Source organism: Bacillus swezeyi, assembly GCF_001969815.1.
GTDB classification, from domain to species: domain Bacteria; phylum Bacillota; class Bacilli; order Bacillales; family Bacillaceae; genus Bacillus; species Bacillus swezeyi.
In genome coordinates this window covers 1-16059 of record NZ_MRBK01000003.1, presented here as the reverse complement: position 1 = coordinate 16059, position 16059 = coordinate 1, and the positions used below count along the sequence as shown (strand labels likewise).

Sequence of the window (16059 nt, the reverse complement as noted above, 5' to 3'; positions counted from 1 at the left end):
AGATTGTACAGTGCGGGTGATTGGAAAGGTTCTTACGGCCAAATTGAATATAATGACTCCATAAGCAAGCTCCATCAGTTGCTTATTCCATCTTTTAAGGATTATATTTCCTCCTCGGCGTACTCAACCATGCCGTCTGATTCGGCTTCAGCATGTAATACGCAATGGGCTAAGTTTTTGGCAGTCGTATTCTCAAAGAATGTACTTACACCCATATTGATGCCAAAGGCTTTGTTAATTGAATTGACAGCTTGCATCGCTTTTAGTGAGTTCCCTCCTCTGTCGAAGAAACGGCAGGAGATGCCCATCCGTTCTGTCCCCAGCACTTCTTCCAATATGGAGATGATTTGTTTTTCCACAAAGTTCCTCGGCGCTTCATACTCAGCTTCCGCCCCTGCATTTCTGTCAGGCTCCGGCAATGCTTTTCTGTCCACTTTCCCGTTTTTGGTCAGCGGCAGTTTGTCCAGTTTGACAAAATAGGCGGGAATCATGTAGTCCGGCAGCTTTTCTCCCAAAAATCCTCTCAGCTCTTCAACCGGTATCTCGCGGTTTGCGGTGATGTAGGCGCAAATGTACGGGCGGCTTTCCCCGTCTTCCCTGACGGTGACGATCGTCTCGTTTATGTCTTCGTGTTTTTCCAATTGGCTTTCGATTTCTCCGAGTTCAATCCGGAAGCCGCGGATTTTCACCTGATGGTCGATCCGCCCGATAAATTCGATGTTGCCGTCAGGCAGCCATTTCGCTAAATCGCCTGTTTTGTAAAGCCTTTCTCCCGGGATAAACGGATGCGGGATGAATGTTTCCGATGTGAGCTCATCCCGGTTTAAATACCCTTTGCTTAAGCCGTCCCCCGAAATGCACAGCTCACCGGGAACGCCGATTGGAAGAAGTTTTCCGTCTTCGTCCATGATCAATGCCGATGTATTCGCCAATGGCCTGCCGATCGGGATCGTTTCCGCTGCTTCATCAATCTCATTGATGAAGTAATATGTCGCATAAACCGTGCTTTCCGTCGGGCCGTATACATGGATCAGCTTGTCCTGGCCAACGCGGTCGAGCACTTTTTTCGCATGCGGAATCGAAATTCTTTCACCGCCAAACAGGATTTTTCGCAGATTGGCGAGAGAGTCGATATTGATGTCGGCGAGCGTATTGAACAGCGCCGTCGTCATGAACATTACGCTGACCTTTTCTTTCTCGATCACATCGGCCAGCTCGCGGATATTCAATACCGTGTCTTTTTCAATCAGGACGAGCGCCGCACCGTTTAAGAGAGCACCGAAGATATCAAATACCGATCCGTCAAACGAATAGTTGGACAGCTGAAGAATGACGTCGTCCGTTCGGATGTCAATATAATTGGTGTTCCGCACGACACGCACCGCACTGTAGTGCGGGATGACCACGCCTTTTGGCATTCCGGTAGAGCCGGACGTGTATACAATGTATGCTGTATCATTTGATCGACTAACAAGCGGAAGGTTTTCCCTGCTGATCATTTGCAAATCGTCTGAGCGCAGATCAACAGCTTCAATATCAAACGCTTCAAGCTGCGGTTCTTTGGTTAACACTACTTTTGCACCGCTATTCTCCAAAACATAATCGATTCTGTCCTTAGGCGTTTCAGGATCAATCGGCAAATACGCGCCTCCCGCTTTTAAAACCCCCATGATGCCGATGATCATCTCAAAAGAGCGGTCTAATAGGATCGCCGCAATGGAGCCGGCGCCTACGCCTTTTTCCCTGAGAAGCCTTGCCGCTTGGTTTGATTTTTCGTTCAGCTCTCTGTAGGTCATGTTTTGGCTGCCGAACACAACGGCTGTATGATCAGGCGTCTTCACCGCCTGTTCCTCAAAAAGCTGATGGATCGTCTTGTCTTTTGGATAATCGGTTTTTGTATCGTTGAATGTGTATAACAGGGTGTTTCTTTCTTCCTCTGATACGAGATCGATTTCACTTAATGTTTTTTCTTCATCTTCCGTCACCTGTTCTGTGACTGCGATGATATGCTTTTCGATATGATTGATGATCGTCTCGTCATAAACATTTTCATCATATGTCATTTTAAGCGCGAGCTTTCCTTCTTCTAGAACACCAATCATATTAAAATCGTAGTTTGTCCTTTCTTTTCCATGTACGCCCTCGAGTTCAAAGCCGAGTTTACCAGTTTGGCGGCTGAACATCTGTTGATCAAACGCATAATTTTGAAAAACCATGACATGACTGATGAGCTCTCTCTTCAGTTCACTCAGTTCTTGAATTTCTGATAGATTCATATAACTGTACCGGCTGCTTTCAATGGACTCGGCTTGAGTATTTCTCAATGCTTCTTTGAAGCTCGCACCGCCTCCAAATCTGATCCTGGTCGGTATTGTATTAATAAACAGCCCAACCATTTCTTCAATACCGTCTACCTGGGCCTCCCGTCCTGATACAACGGTTCCGAATACAACCTCTTCTGCATTGTTATATTTAGCCAGAACAACGCCCCAAATGCTCTGGAGGATGGTATTGATGGTCACATGATTTCGATTTGCGATTTCGATGATTTTGTTTGTCAGTTCTTTTGGAAACGCAATGACTCTCTCTTTGCCGCCGTATTCACCAGCAGGTTTGCCGCTATTTAATTTTGGTATTTCGGCTCTAGTCTCATACCCCTCCAAATATGTCTTCCAATACGCTGCACCTTCGTCCTTGTCCTGTTTTTCCAGCCATTTGATATAGTCGCTATACGGCTTCGGCGCTTCTAATTGATAGGTTTCGCCTTTCATCCTTTTTTCATAGATGCTGAATAGCTCGCTTAAAATAATGCCCAAGCACCAGCCGTCCAGCAATATGTGATGATGGCTCCAAATGAGTTGATATGATTGATCATTCATTCTGATCAAACATGCTCTCATGAGAGATTCGCTTCCAAGGTCAAACCCTTTTTCTTTGTCTTCTTTTAAATATTTTTCCGTTAAGATTTCTTTTTGAACATTGTTGTGTTCCGTGAGATCAATAGATTTAAAAGCTATTTTTCGCTCTGCAGAAATGATCTGTCTCGGTTCCTCAACGACCTCATATTCAAATGATGCCCTCAATATCTCATGTCTCTTGATGATGTCATTAAAGCTTGCTTCTAAAATGTCTGCATGAATCTGCCCTTTTAAATCGATGACAATTTGCTGGAAGTATGCGCTGGATGTTTGATCCTTAATGGCATGAAACAGCATTCCCTTTTGCATATTGGCGAGCGGATAAATGTTCTCGATCTTTAATGAACCATGCTTGTTCTTGATTTTCTCCAGTTCCTCCAGACTGAGCGAAGCATCGCTGTAGTCAGACGGTGTCATTTCCACGCCGTCTTTTCCGGCGCAATGATCAATGATCTTTTCAAGGTTTTCCTTATATGATTGATTGAATTGCTGGATTGTGTTTGTGTGATATTGTTCTTGATTAAATGTGGTATAAATGGTCAATTCGCCGTTTGTCACGATAGCATTCATCTCAATGGCGCAATGCCGCAAGATTTTGCCTCCGACACTTTCGCCTGATGAAAATGGCGATTGGGAAAATCCCTTTCTGTTAATATCTTTGTTCATTTCCCCAAAATAATTAAAAGAAATTGGGGCCTGAACTTCGTTTAATTCATCCAGCTCCCGGGTCAGATATTTTAATACACCGTAGCCGATCCCTTTGTTCGGTACTTTTCTCAACGTTTCTTTAACCATTTTAATGTTTTGGGATATGTCCTTTGCTTCTCCCAAATCGATCAATACCGGGTAAACCGTCGTGAACCAGCCAACTGTTCTGCTGATGTCAACACCTTCCAGGATGTCTTCTCTGCCATGGCCTTCCATCATGACCTTCAATTTGTGTTGTCCGGTGATGTCTCTGATTCCGGCTAATAATGCCGTTAATAAAATATCGTTGATTTCCGTGTTGTAAGCTCTGTTCGTTTTTCTCAAGAGGCTTTTAGTCGCCTCTTGATCCAATGTGATGCTTAGTGTCGTGCTGTCTTCAAATCGATCTCTTTTTTGCTGTTGATTTGCAGGAATGAAGCGAACATCGGCATTTGCCGTCTCCCTCCAATACTCTGCTTCCTTTAACAGCCTGCGGCTGGCGGCATAATGTTTCATTTGGCGGGCGAATTCTTGATATGAATCCGTTTTATATCCAGTTTCGAGCGTTTCACCTTTTAATGCCTGACTGTACAATGTTTCGAAATCCTCAAGAATGATTCTCCATGATACACCGTCAACGACTAGATGATGGATCGCAATGAGCAGGTGATCTCCTTCATCTGTTTGAAAGATGCCGAGGTTAACCAGTTTGCCGTCTTTGATAGAGGATTTCATTTGAATGTCCGTCGCCAATTTGTGAATTCTTTGCGCTTTATCCTTCAATCCTTTCATCTGATGCACATCTAGACCGAAAAGGTTTTCCTGATAGTCTCTGTTATATTGAATGACAGCCCCGTCTTGCTCTTCATATGTCATCCTTAATGCATCATGCTGCTCCAATATTTTATTGAAGGCCATTCTTACGCAGTTTTCATCAAAACCTTCTTTTCTAAAGAGCATAAAGGACTGGTTGAAGTGGTCTGGCTCCTCCTTGTTTTTCGCAAAATATCTTTTCTGTATAGGAAGCAGCTCTGTTTCCCCTGTCACAGTTTCGTTATGTTTATACGCTCTTGTTTCTTCTTTGATATATTTGCTGAGATCTTTTATTTTAGGATTTGCAAACAGCTCCTTCATCTCAAGCTTCAGGTTCATCCTTGACAGCCTTGATACGATTTGGAGCGCCTTGATCGAATCTCCCCCTGCTGCAAAGAAATGGTGGTTGATACCTATGTCATCTGCATCGAGAATCTCCCTCCAGATTTGCACCAGCTTTCGTTCGGTTTCATTCCGGGGAGGCTCATACCGAGTTCCTTCATTCATCATGTTGCTGTCCGGCTCCGGCAATGCGCTTCTGTCTATTTTGCCGCTTGATGTTCGAGGCAGTTGATCAAGCTTGACAAAATATGACGGGATCATATAATCCGGGATTTCTCTTTCAAGGAATTGTCTGACAACCTCTGCGGCCAGTTCCTTTTCAGACGTTATATAAGCGCACAAATAGCTGTTGCCGTGTTGATCTTTTCTGGCAATCACTGCTGCTTCTTTTATCTCTTCATGTCTTAGCAGCTGAATTTCCACTTCACCAAGCTCTATTCGATAGCCGCGAATTTTCACTTGATGATCGGCCCTTCCTAAAAACTCAATATTTCCATCCGGCAGCCACATGGCCAAATCTCCGGTTTTGTACATTTTTTTGCCTGGCTCAAATGGATGATCGATAAATTTCTCTGCTGTCAGCTCTGGTCTATTGAGATATCCCCTTGCCACACCCTCTCCAGCTATACACAGTTCTCCGGCAATTCCTATTGGCTGAGGATGATGTTCTTGGTCTACAATATATATTTTTGTGTTTAAAAGCGGTCTGCCGATCGGAATGGACGGTGTTTGCGGCACTTTTCCACGTTCAATTTGATGTGAAGCCGCATCTACACAACACTCTGTCGGACCGTATACGTTTGTGATATTGCACGTCAGATTAGGCAGTTTTTCGAATAGACCGGCTATTAAATCGGGTGTTAAGGCATCTCCGCCGACAATCAATTCGTTCATATCCAATTCCAGTTCCATTTTGTTGATATAGGTCAACATGTTTAAATGAGCAGGGGTCATATCAGATACGTTTATTTTGTTCTTCGAATAGTAATCGATTAAACTCATGGCATCCCAGCTTGTTTCCCTTGGGACAATGCAGAGGGTATGCCCAAGCAGCAGCGCTGCGAATATTTGTTTGACAGAGGCGTCAAATATATATGGCGCGACCAGTGCGACGTTTAATTGAGGGGTGAGTTGCTGATAAATTCTTTCATGAAGCCCCTGAACAAGATTATTCACACTGTGATGCTCTATCATCACGCCTTTTGGTTTTCCGGTAGATCCTGATGTATAAATGACATAAGCCAAATTTTCCGGCTTAATGTGATGCTTTAAGTTGGCTGAATGGCCTTTTTGATGGAGTTGATCAAGTCTGACGATTTCTCCATTAAAAGCTTCACCTGGACGGACATCCCCTGTCACACATAACACATTGACACGGCTGTCTGTTAACATATAGCTTGTTCTTTCCTGCGGATACTCCGGATCGATTGGCAGATAGGCTCCTCCTGCTTTCAAGATTCCCATCATGCCGACAATCATGTCGATTGAGCGTTCTGTGATGATCCCTGTTACCATGTCAGGGCCTACTCCTTTTTCACGCAGGATGAAAGCAAGGTGATTCGCTCTTTCATTTAGTTCTTTGTACGTGAGCTTTTTATCCCCAAAGACAACCGCCGGATGATCAGGCGTCTTTTCCGCTTGTTCTTCAAACAGCTCCGGTATCGTTTTTTCTTTGCAGAATGCTCGGTCAGTGCGGTTAAATCCAGACAGAATCCGGTTTCTTTCAGACTCTGTTAATACATCTATTTGATTTAATTCAATGTCTGGATTTTCCGCTGCTTTTTGCAATAAGCTGATCAGGTGTTCTGATAGTCTTTCTATTCTTTCTTTTTTGAATAACGCCGTGCAATATTCCACTTCCAATCTTAATCCAGCAAGTGCTTCACTCGCTGTCACTGTGAGGTCGAACTTAGAAATTCCGCGCTTGATCTCAAGCATCTTGCTTCTCAGCCCTTCTGCTTCAAACGGCTTCATATCTGTGTTATGGTACACCAGCATCGTATCAAACAGCGGGTTTCGCGAGATGTCCCTTTTAATATTGACCTTTTCTACAAGATCATCAAATTGATAATCTTGGTTTTCATAAGCCAGCAGTGTGTTTTCTTTTACTTCATGTAAATAGTTCCTGAATGTCTTTTTCCCTGCCGGATGATTTCTTATCGCCAAAGTATTGATAAACATGCCGATAAGATGATGGACATCCTCATGTTTTCTTCCTGCAATCGGCGTGCCGACAATGACATCTTCTTGACCTGTATATTTGGAAAGCAGCGTTGTATAGCCGGCCAAAAGGAGCATGTACATGGTCACTCCGTTTTCCTTGGCCATTTGTTGAAGCTTACTGAATGTTTCCTTTTCGATTGTTACAGTGACGGTGTCCCCTTCAGCACTTTGGGCGAGCGGCCTTTTATAATCTGCCGGCATGTCAAGCACAGGAACGTCATCTTTAAACATATTCAGCCAGAATTCTTCCTGCTTGTTCAACTGATGATCCTGATCAATGCCTTTTTCCCATTCTGCGTAATCTTTATACTGAATGTTTAATGGAGGCAATGATTTTCCTTCATAAAATACTGTCAGTTCTTTCATCAAGATGTCCATGGACACGCCGTCTGAAATGATATGATGCATATCGAACATCATCAGGTGCTCATTTTCATTCACTTTTACGATCTCCGCCCTTAAAAGCGGCGCTTTTTCCAAATGAAACGGCCTGATGAAGCCTTTGATTTTTTCCTCAGCGCTTTCTGCACCGACATCACTGTATCCCACTTGAAAATCGATCTCTTTTTCAATCTTTTGTACAGGTTCGCCGTCGATCATGAAAAAGGAAGTTCGAAGTGATTCATGTCTTTCGATCATCTTGTTCAATGCATTCTCAAACCGGCGCACATCAAAATCGCCTTGAATTGTCATGGCAAAAGGCATGTTATAAGCAACTCCGCTGCCTTCGATTTGATTAAGGATATACAGCCTTTTCTGTGCTGAAGATAGACGGTAATATGCTTTTTCTTCCGTTTTCCTTATGGATGTAAAAGCACTTTCCTTTGTTGAGCCGATGAATTCTCTAAGCCCTTTAATCGTCGGTGTTTCGAATATTTGTCTTAAAGGCACCTTTACACTCAGCTCTTTATGAATGGTTGACAATAAAGCGGCGGCTTTGAGCGAATGTCCGCCTGCATCAAAGAAATTGCTGCTGATCCCGATTTTTTCGATGCCTAATGCATCCTCCCAAATTGAGACCAGTTTTTCTTCCGTCTCATCCCGCGGCGCTTCATAGCCATGCTCCATTTCAATGCTTCGCTCGGGAGCCGGCAGGCTTTTCTTATCCAATTTTCCATTCACAGTCAGCGGCAGTTGGTCAAGCTTGACAAAGTGCGCAGGCACCATATAACTCGGAAGATTTTTCTTTAAGAACCCTCTGATCTCTTCCGGTTCAACTTCTTTTTTGGCCACTACATATGCGCAAAGATAATGGTCATGGTCGCTGTCTTCTCTTGCCATAACCGCTGCTTCATCGATATCTTCGTGCTTGAGCAGCTGAGTCTCTATTTCACCCGGTTCAATGCGGTAGCCGCGTATTTTCACTTGCTGGTCAACCCGCCCTAAAAACTGAATGTTTCCATCAGGCAAGATTTTGGCAAGATCCCCTGTCCGGTACATTCTTTCTCCGGGAACCAACGGATGTTGGATGAATTTTTCTGCGGTCAGATCAGGTCTGTTTAAATACCCGCGGGCCAAGCCCCCTCCGGCTATACAGAGCTCTCCGACAGCCCCAAGCGGGCAAAGCTGATTGTCTTGATTCAATATAAAAGTATTCACATTATCGATCGGTTTGCCTATCGGAATATTGTGATATGGCTTGTCTATCTTAAAACTTGTGGCAACGACTGTGTTTTCAGTCGGTCCGTAATTGTTTACGATTTGATAGTTGTTTTCTTTAAAAACATTTAATTTATCTCCGCCCGTTAACAGTGTCCTCAAAGAATGATTGTCAAGCAGCATAAACTGTTCGCAAACCGGTGTAGGCAAAAAGCTGATCGATATATGATGTTCATTAAAATATCGGTTTAGTTGTTCAACATCCAACCGCGTCTCTTGATTTAAGACGTGAACGGCTGCTCCCGCCGTTAAATAAGGGAAGAGTTCCCAGACAAAAGCATCGAAGCTGACGCTTGCATAAATCGAGCTGTTATCGTTTGGGCTGATTTCAAAACGATATTGATGCCAGCAGCATAAATTAACCAAAGAATGATGTTCGATCATTACGCCTTTTGGCTTCCCGGTTGATCCCGAAGTGTAGATGACATATGCAAGATCACCGCTTTGATTGACATCTGCCACATCAGATGGATCCTGCATATCAATCTTTTCATCCTCAATATCAATGAACTCGATCGATCCTGTCTCAAACCCTTTGCCAAACGGATCATCGGTGAGGATGACTTTGACCCCGCTGTCATCCATCATGTATTTGATCCGGTCAATAGGGTACTCAGGATCAATAGGCAAATAAGCGCCTCCTGATTTCAGGACACCCATAATCGCAGCGATCATATTGGCCGAACGCTCCATCATGATCCCGACAACCGTATCCGGCCGCACTCCTTTTTCCCTTAGCAGCCTTGCCCATTGATTTGCTTTTTCATTCAGCTCCCGGTAAGTCAGCTTCTGTTCTTCAAAAACAACTGCAGTTTGATCAGGTGTTCGTTTTGCCTGTTCTTCAAACAGCTGGTGGACCGTTTTCTCTTTTGAATAAGCGGCCTCCGTATTGTTAAATTCCTCTACAAGCATCCGTCTTTCTTCATGAGAAATCATGTCGATTTGATCTAAAGTGACATCAAGATTTGCCGAGATTTCTTCTAAAATCCTGATATAATTTTCCGCTATTCTTAAAGTCGTCTCTTCCTTAAGTAAGTTCGTCGAGTATTCAATGTTCAAGACGATCTGTTGTTCAAAGTCTAAAACATTAAAGATCATGTCAAATTTTGCATTGTCCAGTTCGAAGATGATCGGGCTAAGCTTGACATCGCCTTTCTGTTTGGTAAACATCCTTGCATCTTCCAGGACAAACATCGTGTCGAATAAAGGATTTCGATTAGGCTCCCGTACATTATGGAGTTTTCGGATCAAATCATCAAACGGATATTCAGAATGTTCAAAGGCCGCGATCGTACGGTCTTTTGTCTGATTCAAAAATTCTTTAAAACGCTTTGAAGTGTCAATCTCGTTTCGCAAAGCGAGTGTATTGACAAAAACGCCGAAAACATTTTGAAGATCTGGATGCAGCCTTCCCGCGGCAGCTGTTCCCACAACAATATCCGTATGATCTGTGTATTTATTTAAAAGTACATAATATGCACTCAACATCACCGTATAAAGGGTTGTTCCGGTTTTTTTAGCCAACATTCTTATATTTTGAGTCAGCTTCTGGTCCATCTCCACGTACACATTACTTCCTTCAAAAGTGTCGATGTTCTGCCTTTTATTATCATATGGAAAGTCCAGCTTTTCCGGTAGGTCACGATAGACATCCAGCCAGTATTTTTCTTGTTTTTTCATCGCGGCGGATTGATTAAAGGTATGATTCCATTCCGTATAATCCTTATATTGCACGTTTGCTTCCGGCAATGGAGTATGGCTGTACAGCTCCAATATTTCGTTCATCAGTATGCCTTGAGATACACCGTCACTAACGATGTGGTGAAAATTAATGACCAGTATGTGTTTGTGATCGCCGATTTTGATCAGCTTGGCCCTCATGAGGGGCGGCCGCCTTAAATCAAACGGTTTGATCGATTCTTTGCAATAAGCACTTGTTACCTTCATTAAGGTGTTTTGATCTGTAATGGGAGCGTCTAAGCACTCGTATTCCATTCGGAATTCAACATCATCATCAATTTTTTGTACGAGTTCATTGTTTTGGATCTCAAATCCGGTTCGCAAAATTTCATGTCTTTGCAAAAATGTCTTCAATGCACCTTCAAGTCGGCCGAGGTTCAATTGCCCTTCGACAAGAAGCGCCATCGGAATATGATATGCTCCCCTTTCATTCTCCATCATCGAAAGCATATACATTCTTTTTTGAGCAGGTGATGCCGCATAATATTCCTTAACGGCAGCCTTCTTAATCGGTTTTTCAATATGATGGTCTTCTCTATTTTTCAAATAGCGGTCCAAAGCGATAATCGTGTCATTTTTGAATATTTCACCTATCGGCATCTCAACATTCATTCGTTTATTGATTTCAGCAATAATCGATATCGCCTTGAGCGAGTCTCCGCCTATTTCATAATAGCTGACGTCTAGATTGATGCTATCCAGGCCGAATATATCTTTCCAAATCTCCAGGAGCATGGCTTGTGTTTCATTCTCCGGATGTATCAATCCGCCTGCTGTGCCTTCATCTATTGTTTGCTGTTCAGCCAATTCTTGCAAAATACGCTTATCAATTTTTCCGTTTACTGTTAACGGGATTTCATCAAGTTTCACAAACTTCACAGGAATCATATAGTCAGGCAGCGTTTTCTGCAAAAATCCCTTGAAGTCTTTTTGATTGATCTCTCTTTCTGTCACAACAAAAGCATATAAGTTTTTCATTCCATCCCGATTCGTATAATCAATAATGGTTGCTTTGCTGACATCTCTATGGTTCAGGAGGGTATTTTCAATTTCCCCTAATTCCACTCTATATCCTCTGATCTTTACCTGGCTGTCTTTTCTTCCGAGAAATTCGACATAGCCGCCCTCTTTTAATACGCCGTGATCACCCGTTTTATAAATGCAGCCTAGTTCTTGATGCCATATAAATGCATTGTTCGTTTTTTCTTTATCATTAATATATCCGCTGGCTACCCCCAAACCGCCTATGTACAGCTCTCCTTCTACACCGAGGGGGCATAATTGTTTTTGCTGGTTTAGGACGTATATTTTTTGGTTTGCCAACGGCATTCCATAAGGGATGCTTTTCCAGTTCTCCTCCACTTTTTGAATCGGATAGTAGATCGACCAGATTGATCCTTCCGTTGCGCCTCCCAAACTAATCACTTCGGCGTTTTTAAACGTTTTCTTTATTTTTGCAGGCAGCTGAAGCGGTATCCAGTCTCCGCTTAGCAGCACTAGTCTTAAATGATGATTGAGTTCGTGCTCCTGATATAAATCGACCGTCATTCCCATAATCGCCGGTACAGAGTTCCATATCGTGATTTGCTCTTTTTCCGCTATCTCTTTCAAACGGAATATATCCCTTTGATCATCAATAATGACCAGCGCGGCTCCGCTGCTTAAAGCGCCAAACACATCATAAACAGATAAATCAAAGCACAATGAGGAAATGCCCATGATTTTATCATTTTCTGAGACGCCGAACTTTTCATTGATGTCGAGAATAGTGTTTGCTGCGGCTCCGTGAGTAATCTGAACGCCTTTTGGCTTGCCAGTGCTTCCGGATGTAAATATCGCATATGCCATATCCTCAAGATTGACTTTTATATCAACTGGTTCTGTAGAGAAGCGTTCCATATGTTCGTTTTGATGAATATCAGGGCTGATGAAGAATTTGCAGCTGCTTTTTGATTTGATGTACGCCTTCCTTTCTTCCGGGTAATCCGGATCAAGCGGAATGTATGCCGCCCCCGACTTTAATACAGCAAACAGATTGATAATCGTGCCTGGGCTTCTTTTGCCTATAACGCCTATATAGTCGCCTTTTTCAACACCTTTTTCGATTAAATATCTTGCGACTTGGTTGGATTTCTCATCCAGCTCCTGATAAGTCATCGATTCTTCATGATGTTTTACCGCGATACGATCAGGTCCTTGTTTCACTTGGTTGATCAATAATTCATGAAGTGGCAGCGGTTCGAAAGATTGATCTGTATCATTATAATCCTGTATGGCTTGACGGCTTTTTTCATCAATTTGGATATGTTCTACTTCCTCGCGCGATACGACTTGATTGATGACATCGATGTACTGGTCAAACATCGATTCAATCACTTCATGTTCAAAAATCTGCTCAACATAGTCCCATGTGATATAGAGGCCGCCGTTTATTTCATAAACCTGATTATCAATGTACACTTGAGACGTTCTTGTACTAAAGAAATGAATCTTTTCAAAATCCACTAACTGGTCAAATGAATCTTCGGAATTTTCACTGAGTACGCTTGTGAATACGATAGGCATGACAGCCTTCTTGTTCATGCCATTCTTTTTGGCGATGTTCCTTATCAAATCAACACCGTCATAGTGTCTGTGTTCAAGTGCTTCCAAGAGCGTATCCTGAACGTTTAAAGCAAAGCTCCAAAAAGAGTTCAACTCATCTTCTGCGTTGATGTCCAACAACATTAATGTCGTGAAATCTCCGATCATTTTCTTCACATCTGGGTGAAACGGGATTCTGTTAAATACGGTTAAGTTAATAGCAAAATGATTTTGATGGCTCCAGTAAGCTAAAATATAGGCATAAGCGGCACAAAGGACGGATGTCGGCGTCAGATTTTTATTCCTTGCTTTCTTCTTTAATTCATTCCAGGTAGGCTCATCTAAAAATGTTGAAAATTTCTTGAATGCAGGCTTCTTCACATAAGCAGGATCATATTTGAAAGGGAGCTCAGGCGCACTAGGGAAATGGTCCAGTTTATCCATCCAATATGTTTTATCTTTTTTATATCTGTTCGTTTGTTTAAATTCAGTCGATGCCAAAACATAATCTCTGAAGCTGAATTCTAAGAGGGGAAGCTGAAGATCAGGCTGTTCATAAAATCGTTTAAACTCTCTGATTAATATTTTCATACTGCTGTCATCGCAAATTAGCGGGTCTACATTGAGGAAAAAATATTTTTTCCCTTCCGGCAAAATAAACGTTTTGATTTCAAACAGCGGCCATACACTTGGATCTATTATTTTTGAAGTCATGTTCTCTCGCTGTTTTAAAATCTTTTCTTTCGTTTCTTCTGCTGTTAAATGTCTTAAATCCAAGGTTTCTATCGTATAATATGGTTCTTCTTCAATTATTTTTTGTGTTCCGTTTTCAAATACGATGGTCCGGAGAATCGGATGTCTGTGAATCAGTTTTTGCAATGCCAGTTGAAATCGATTCAAATCGACATCCGCTTCAAATTCAACAGTTAGATTTGTAGCCACTCCGCCGATTTCGAATGTTTCATCTCTTCCAACCAAATAAGCCAACTGAATGCCTGTAAGCGGAAAGGTTTCATGCATATTTTCCGGATCGGCTGCTCTTATTACATGATTGTCGTCCCTAGATTCTTCTTTATTTGATTCAATAAATGCACTTAATTCCTTTATGGTAGCCAGCTTAAATAATTGGTTTAACGGGATTTCAGTATTCATATTCTCTTTTATTTTCGCGATGAGCTCCATAGCATTTAACGAATGGCCGCCCATCATTGTAAAATGATCATTGATTCCCGCTTTTTCCACATGTAAAATCTCACACCAAATCGCAGCCAGCTTTTCTTCTGTTTCATTTCGCGGCGCTTCATACTCAGCTTCCGCCCCTGCCGTTCTGTCAGGCTCCGGCAAGGCTTTTCTGTCCACTTTCCCGTTTTTGGTCAGCGGCAGCTTGTCCAGTTTGACAAAATAGGCGGGAATCATGTAGTCCGGAAGCTTTTCTCCCAAAAATCCTCTCAGCTCTTCAACCGGCATCTCGCGGTTTGCGGTGATGTAGGCGCAAATGTACGGGCGGCTTTCCCCGTCTTCCCTGACGGTGACGATCGTCTCGTTTATATCTTCGTGTTTTTCCAATTGGCTTTCGATCTCTCCGAGTTCAATCCGGAAGCCGCGGATTTTCACCTGATGGTCGATCCGCCCGATAAATTCGATGTTGCCGTCAGGCAGCCATTTCGCCAAATCGCCCGTTTTGTAAAGCCTTTCTCCCGGGATAAACGGATGGGGGATGAATGTTTCCGATGTGAGCTCATCCCGGTTTAAATATCCTTTGCTTAAGCCGTCCCCCGAAATGCACAGTTCACCGGGAACGCCGATTGGAAGAAGCCTGCCGTCTTCGTCCATGATCAATGCCGATGTATTCGCCAATGGCCTGCCGATCGGGATCGTTTCCGCTGCTTCATCAATCTCATTGATGAAGTAATATGTCGCATAAACCGTGCTTTCCGTCGGGCCGTATACATGAATCAGCTTATCTTGCCCGACATGATTCAGCACTTTTTTCGCATGCGGAATCGAAATTCTTTCGCCGCCAAACAGGATTTTTCGCAGATTGACGAGGCAGTCGATATTGATGTCGGCGAGCGTATTGAACAGCGCTGTGGTAATGAACATTACGCTGACTTCCGCCTTTTTGATAGCGCTTCCAAGTCTGCAGATGTTCAATAAGGTTTCTTTCTCAATCATGACGAGTGATGCGCCGTTTAAAAGAGCTCCGAATATATCAAATATCGATCCGTCGAACGAATAGTTGGACAGCTGGAGAATGACGTCGTCCGTTCGGATGTCAATATAATTGGTGTTCCGCACGACACGCACCGCACTGTAGTGCGGGGTGACCACGCCTTTCGGCATTCCTGTTGAACCGGATGTGTAGATGATATAGGCGGCATCGCCGGAGTCATTGACAGCGTCCAGCCGCTCTTCGCTGAATCTGTCGAATGCCGTCTTGTCCAAATGAATGACCTCAGCCTCGCAATCGATTCCGTCTGCCGCTTCACCTTGTGTAAGCAGCACACCCGCCTCCGTGTCTTTCAGCATATAGGAGATTCTGTCTTTAGGCGTTTCAGGATCAATCGGCAAATATGCGCCTCCCGCTTTTAAAACCCCCATGATGCCGATGATCATCTCAAAAGAGCGGTCTAACAGGATCGCCGCAATCGAGCCGGCGCCTACGCCTTTTTCCCTGAGAAGCCTTGCCGTTTGGTTTGATTTTTCGTTCAGCTCTCTGTAGGTCATGTTTTGGCTGCCGAACACAACNNTCTTTTGGATAATCGGTTTTCGTATTGTTAAAATGATTGAGTATCAATTCTTTTTCATTCTCTGTCATTTTGTTAAATACCCCATTTTTTAATGACTGATTAGCAACCATACTTAATTCTCCTTTTGATAAAATATTTTTCTTAATATTGGTCTGTAGTTGCTCTTTTGCCGATTTTTTAGCGAACCTCCGTCTTGTGAAAACAGATTATCAAAAAAAATCATTATTTTCCATGGGAATATTGTTTAATAATGGTTAATTTTTTATAAACTTGGATATTTAGTAGTTTACATTTGAAACAAAGATAAAAGAGTGAGAAACATGAATTTACAAGTCGGGCTGATC

At 42.9% G+C, this 16059-nt stretch carries 1 protein-coding gene; it reads right to left on the bottom strand.

Features of this window, described 5'->3' with window-relative positions:
* Positions 1 to 101: 101 nt before the first annotated feature.
* A complete protein-coding gene (locus tag BTA30_RS01820) occupies positions 102 to 15692 on the bottom strand; it encodes a non-ribosomal peptide synthetase (RefSeq protein WP_275667432.1) in 15591 nt (5196 codons plus the stop codon).
* Positions 15693 to 16059 lie beyond the last annotated feature (367 nt).

Bases quoted from the DNA above. Each gene is read 5' to 3' on its own strand.
- BTA30_RS01820 (WP_275667432.1), bottom strand. From the start codon at position 15,692: ATGACCTACAGAGAGCTGAACGAAAAATCAAACCAAACGGCAAGGCTT.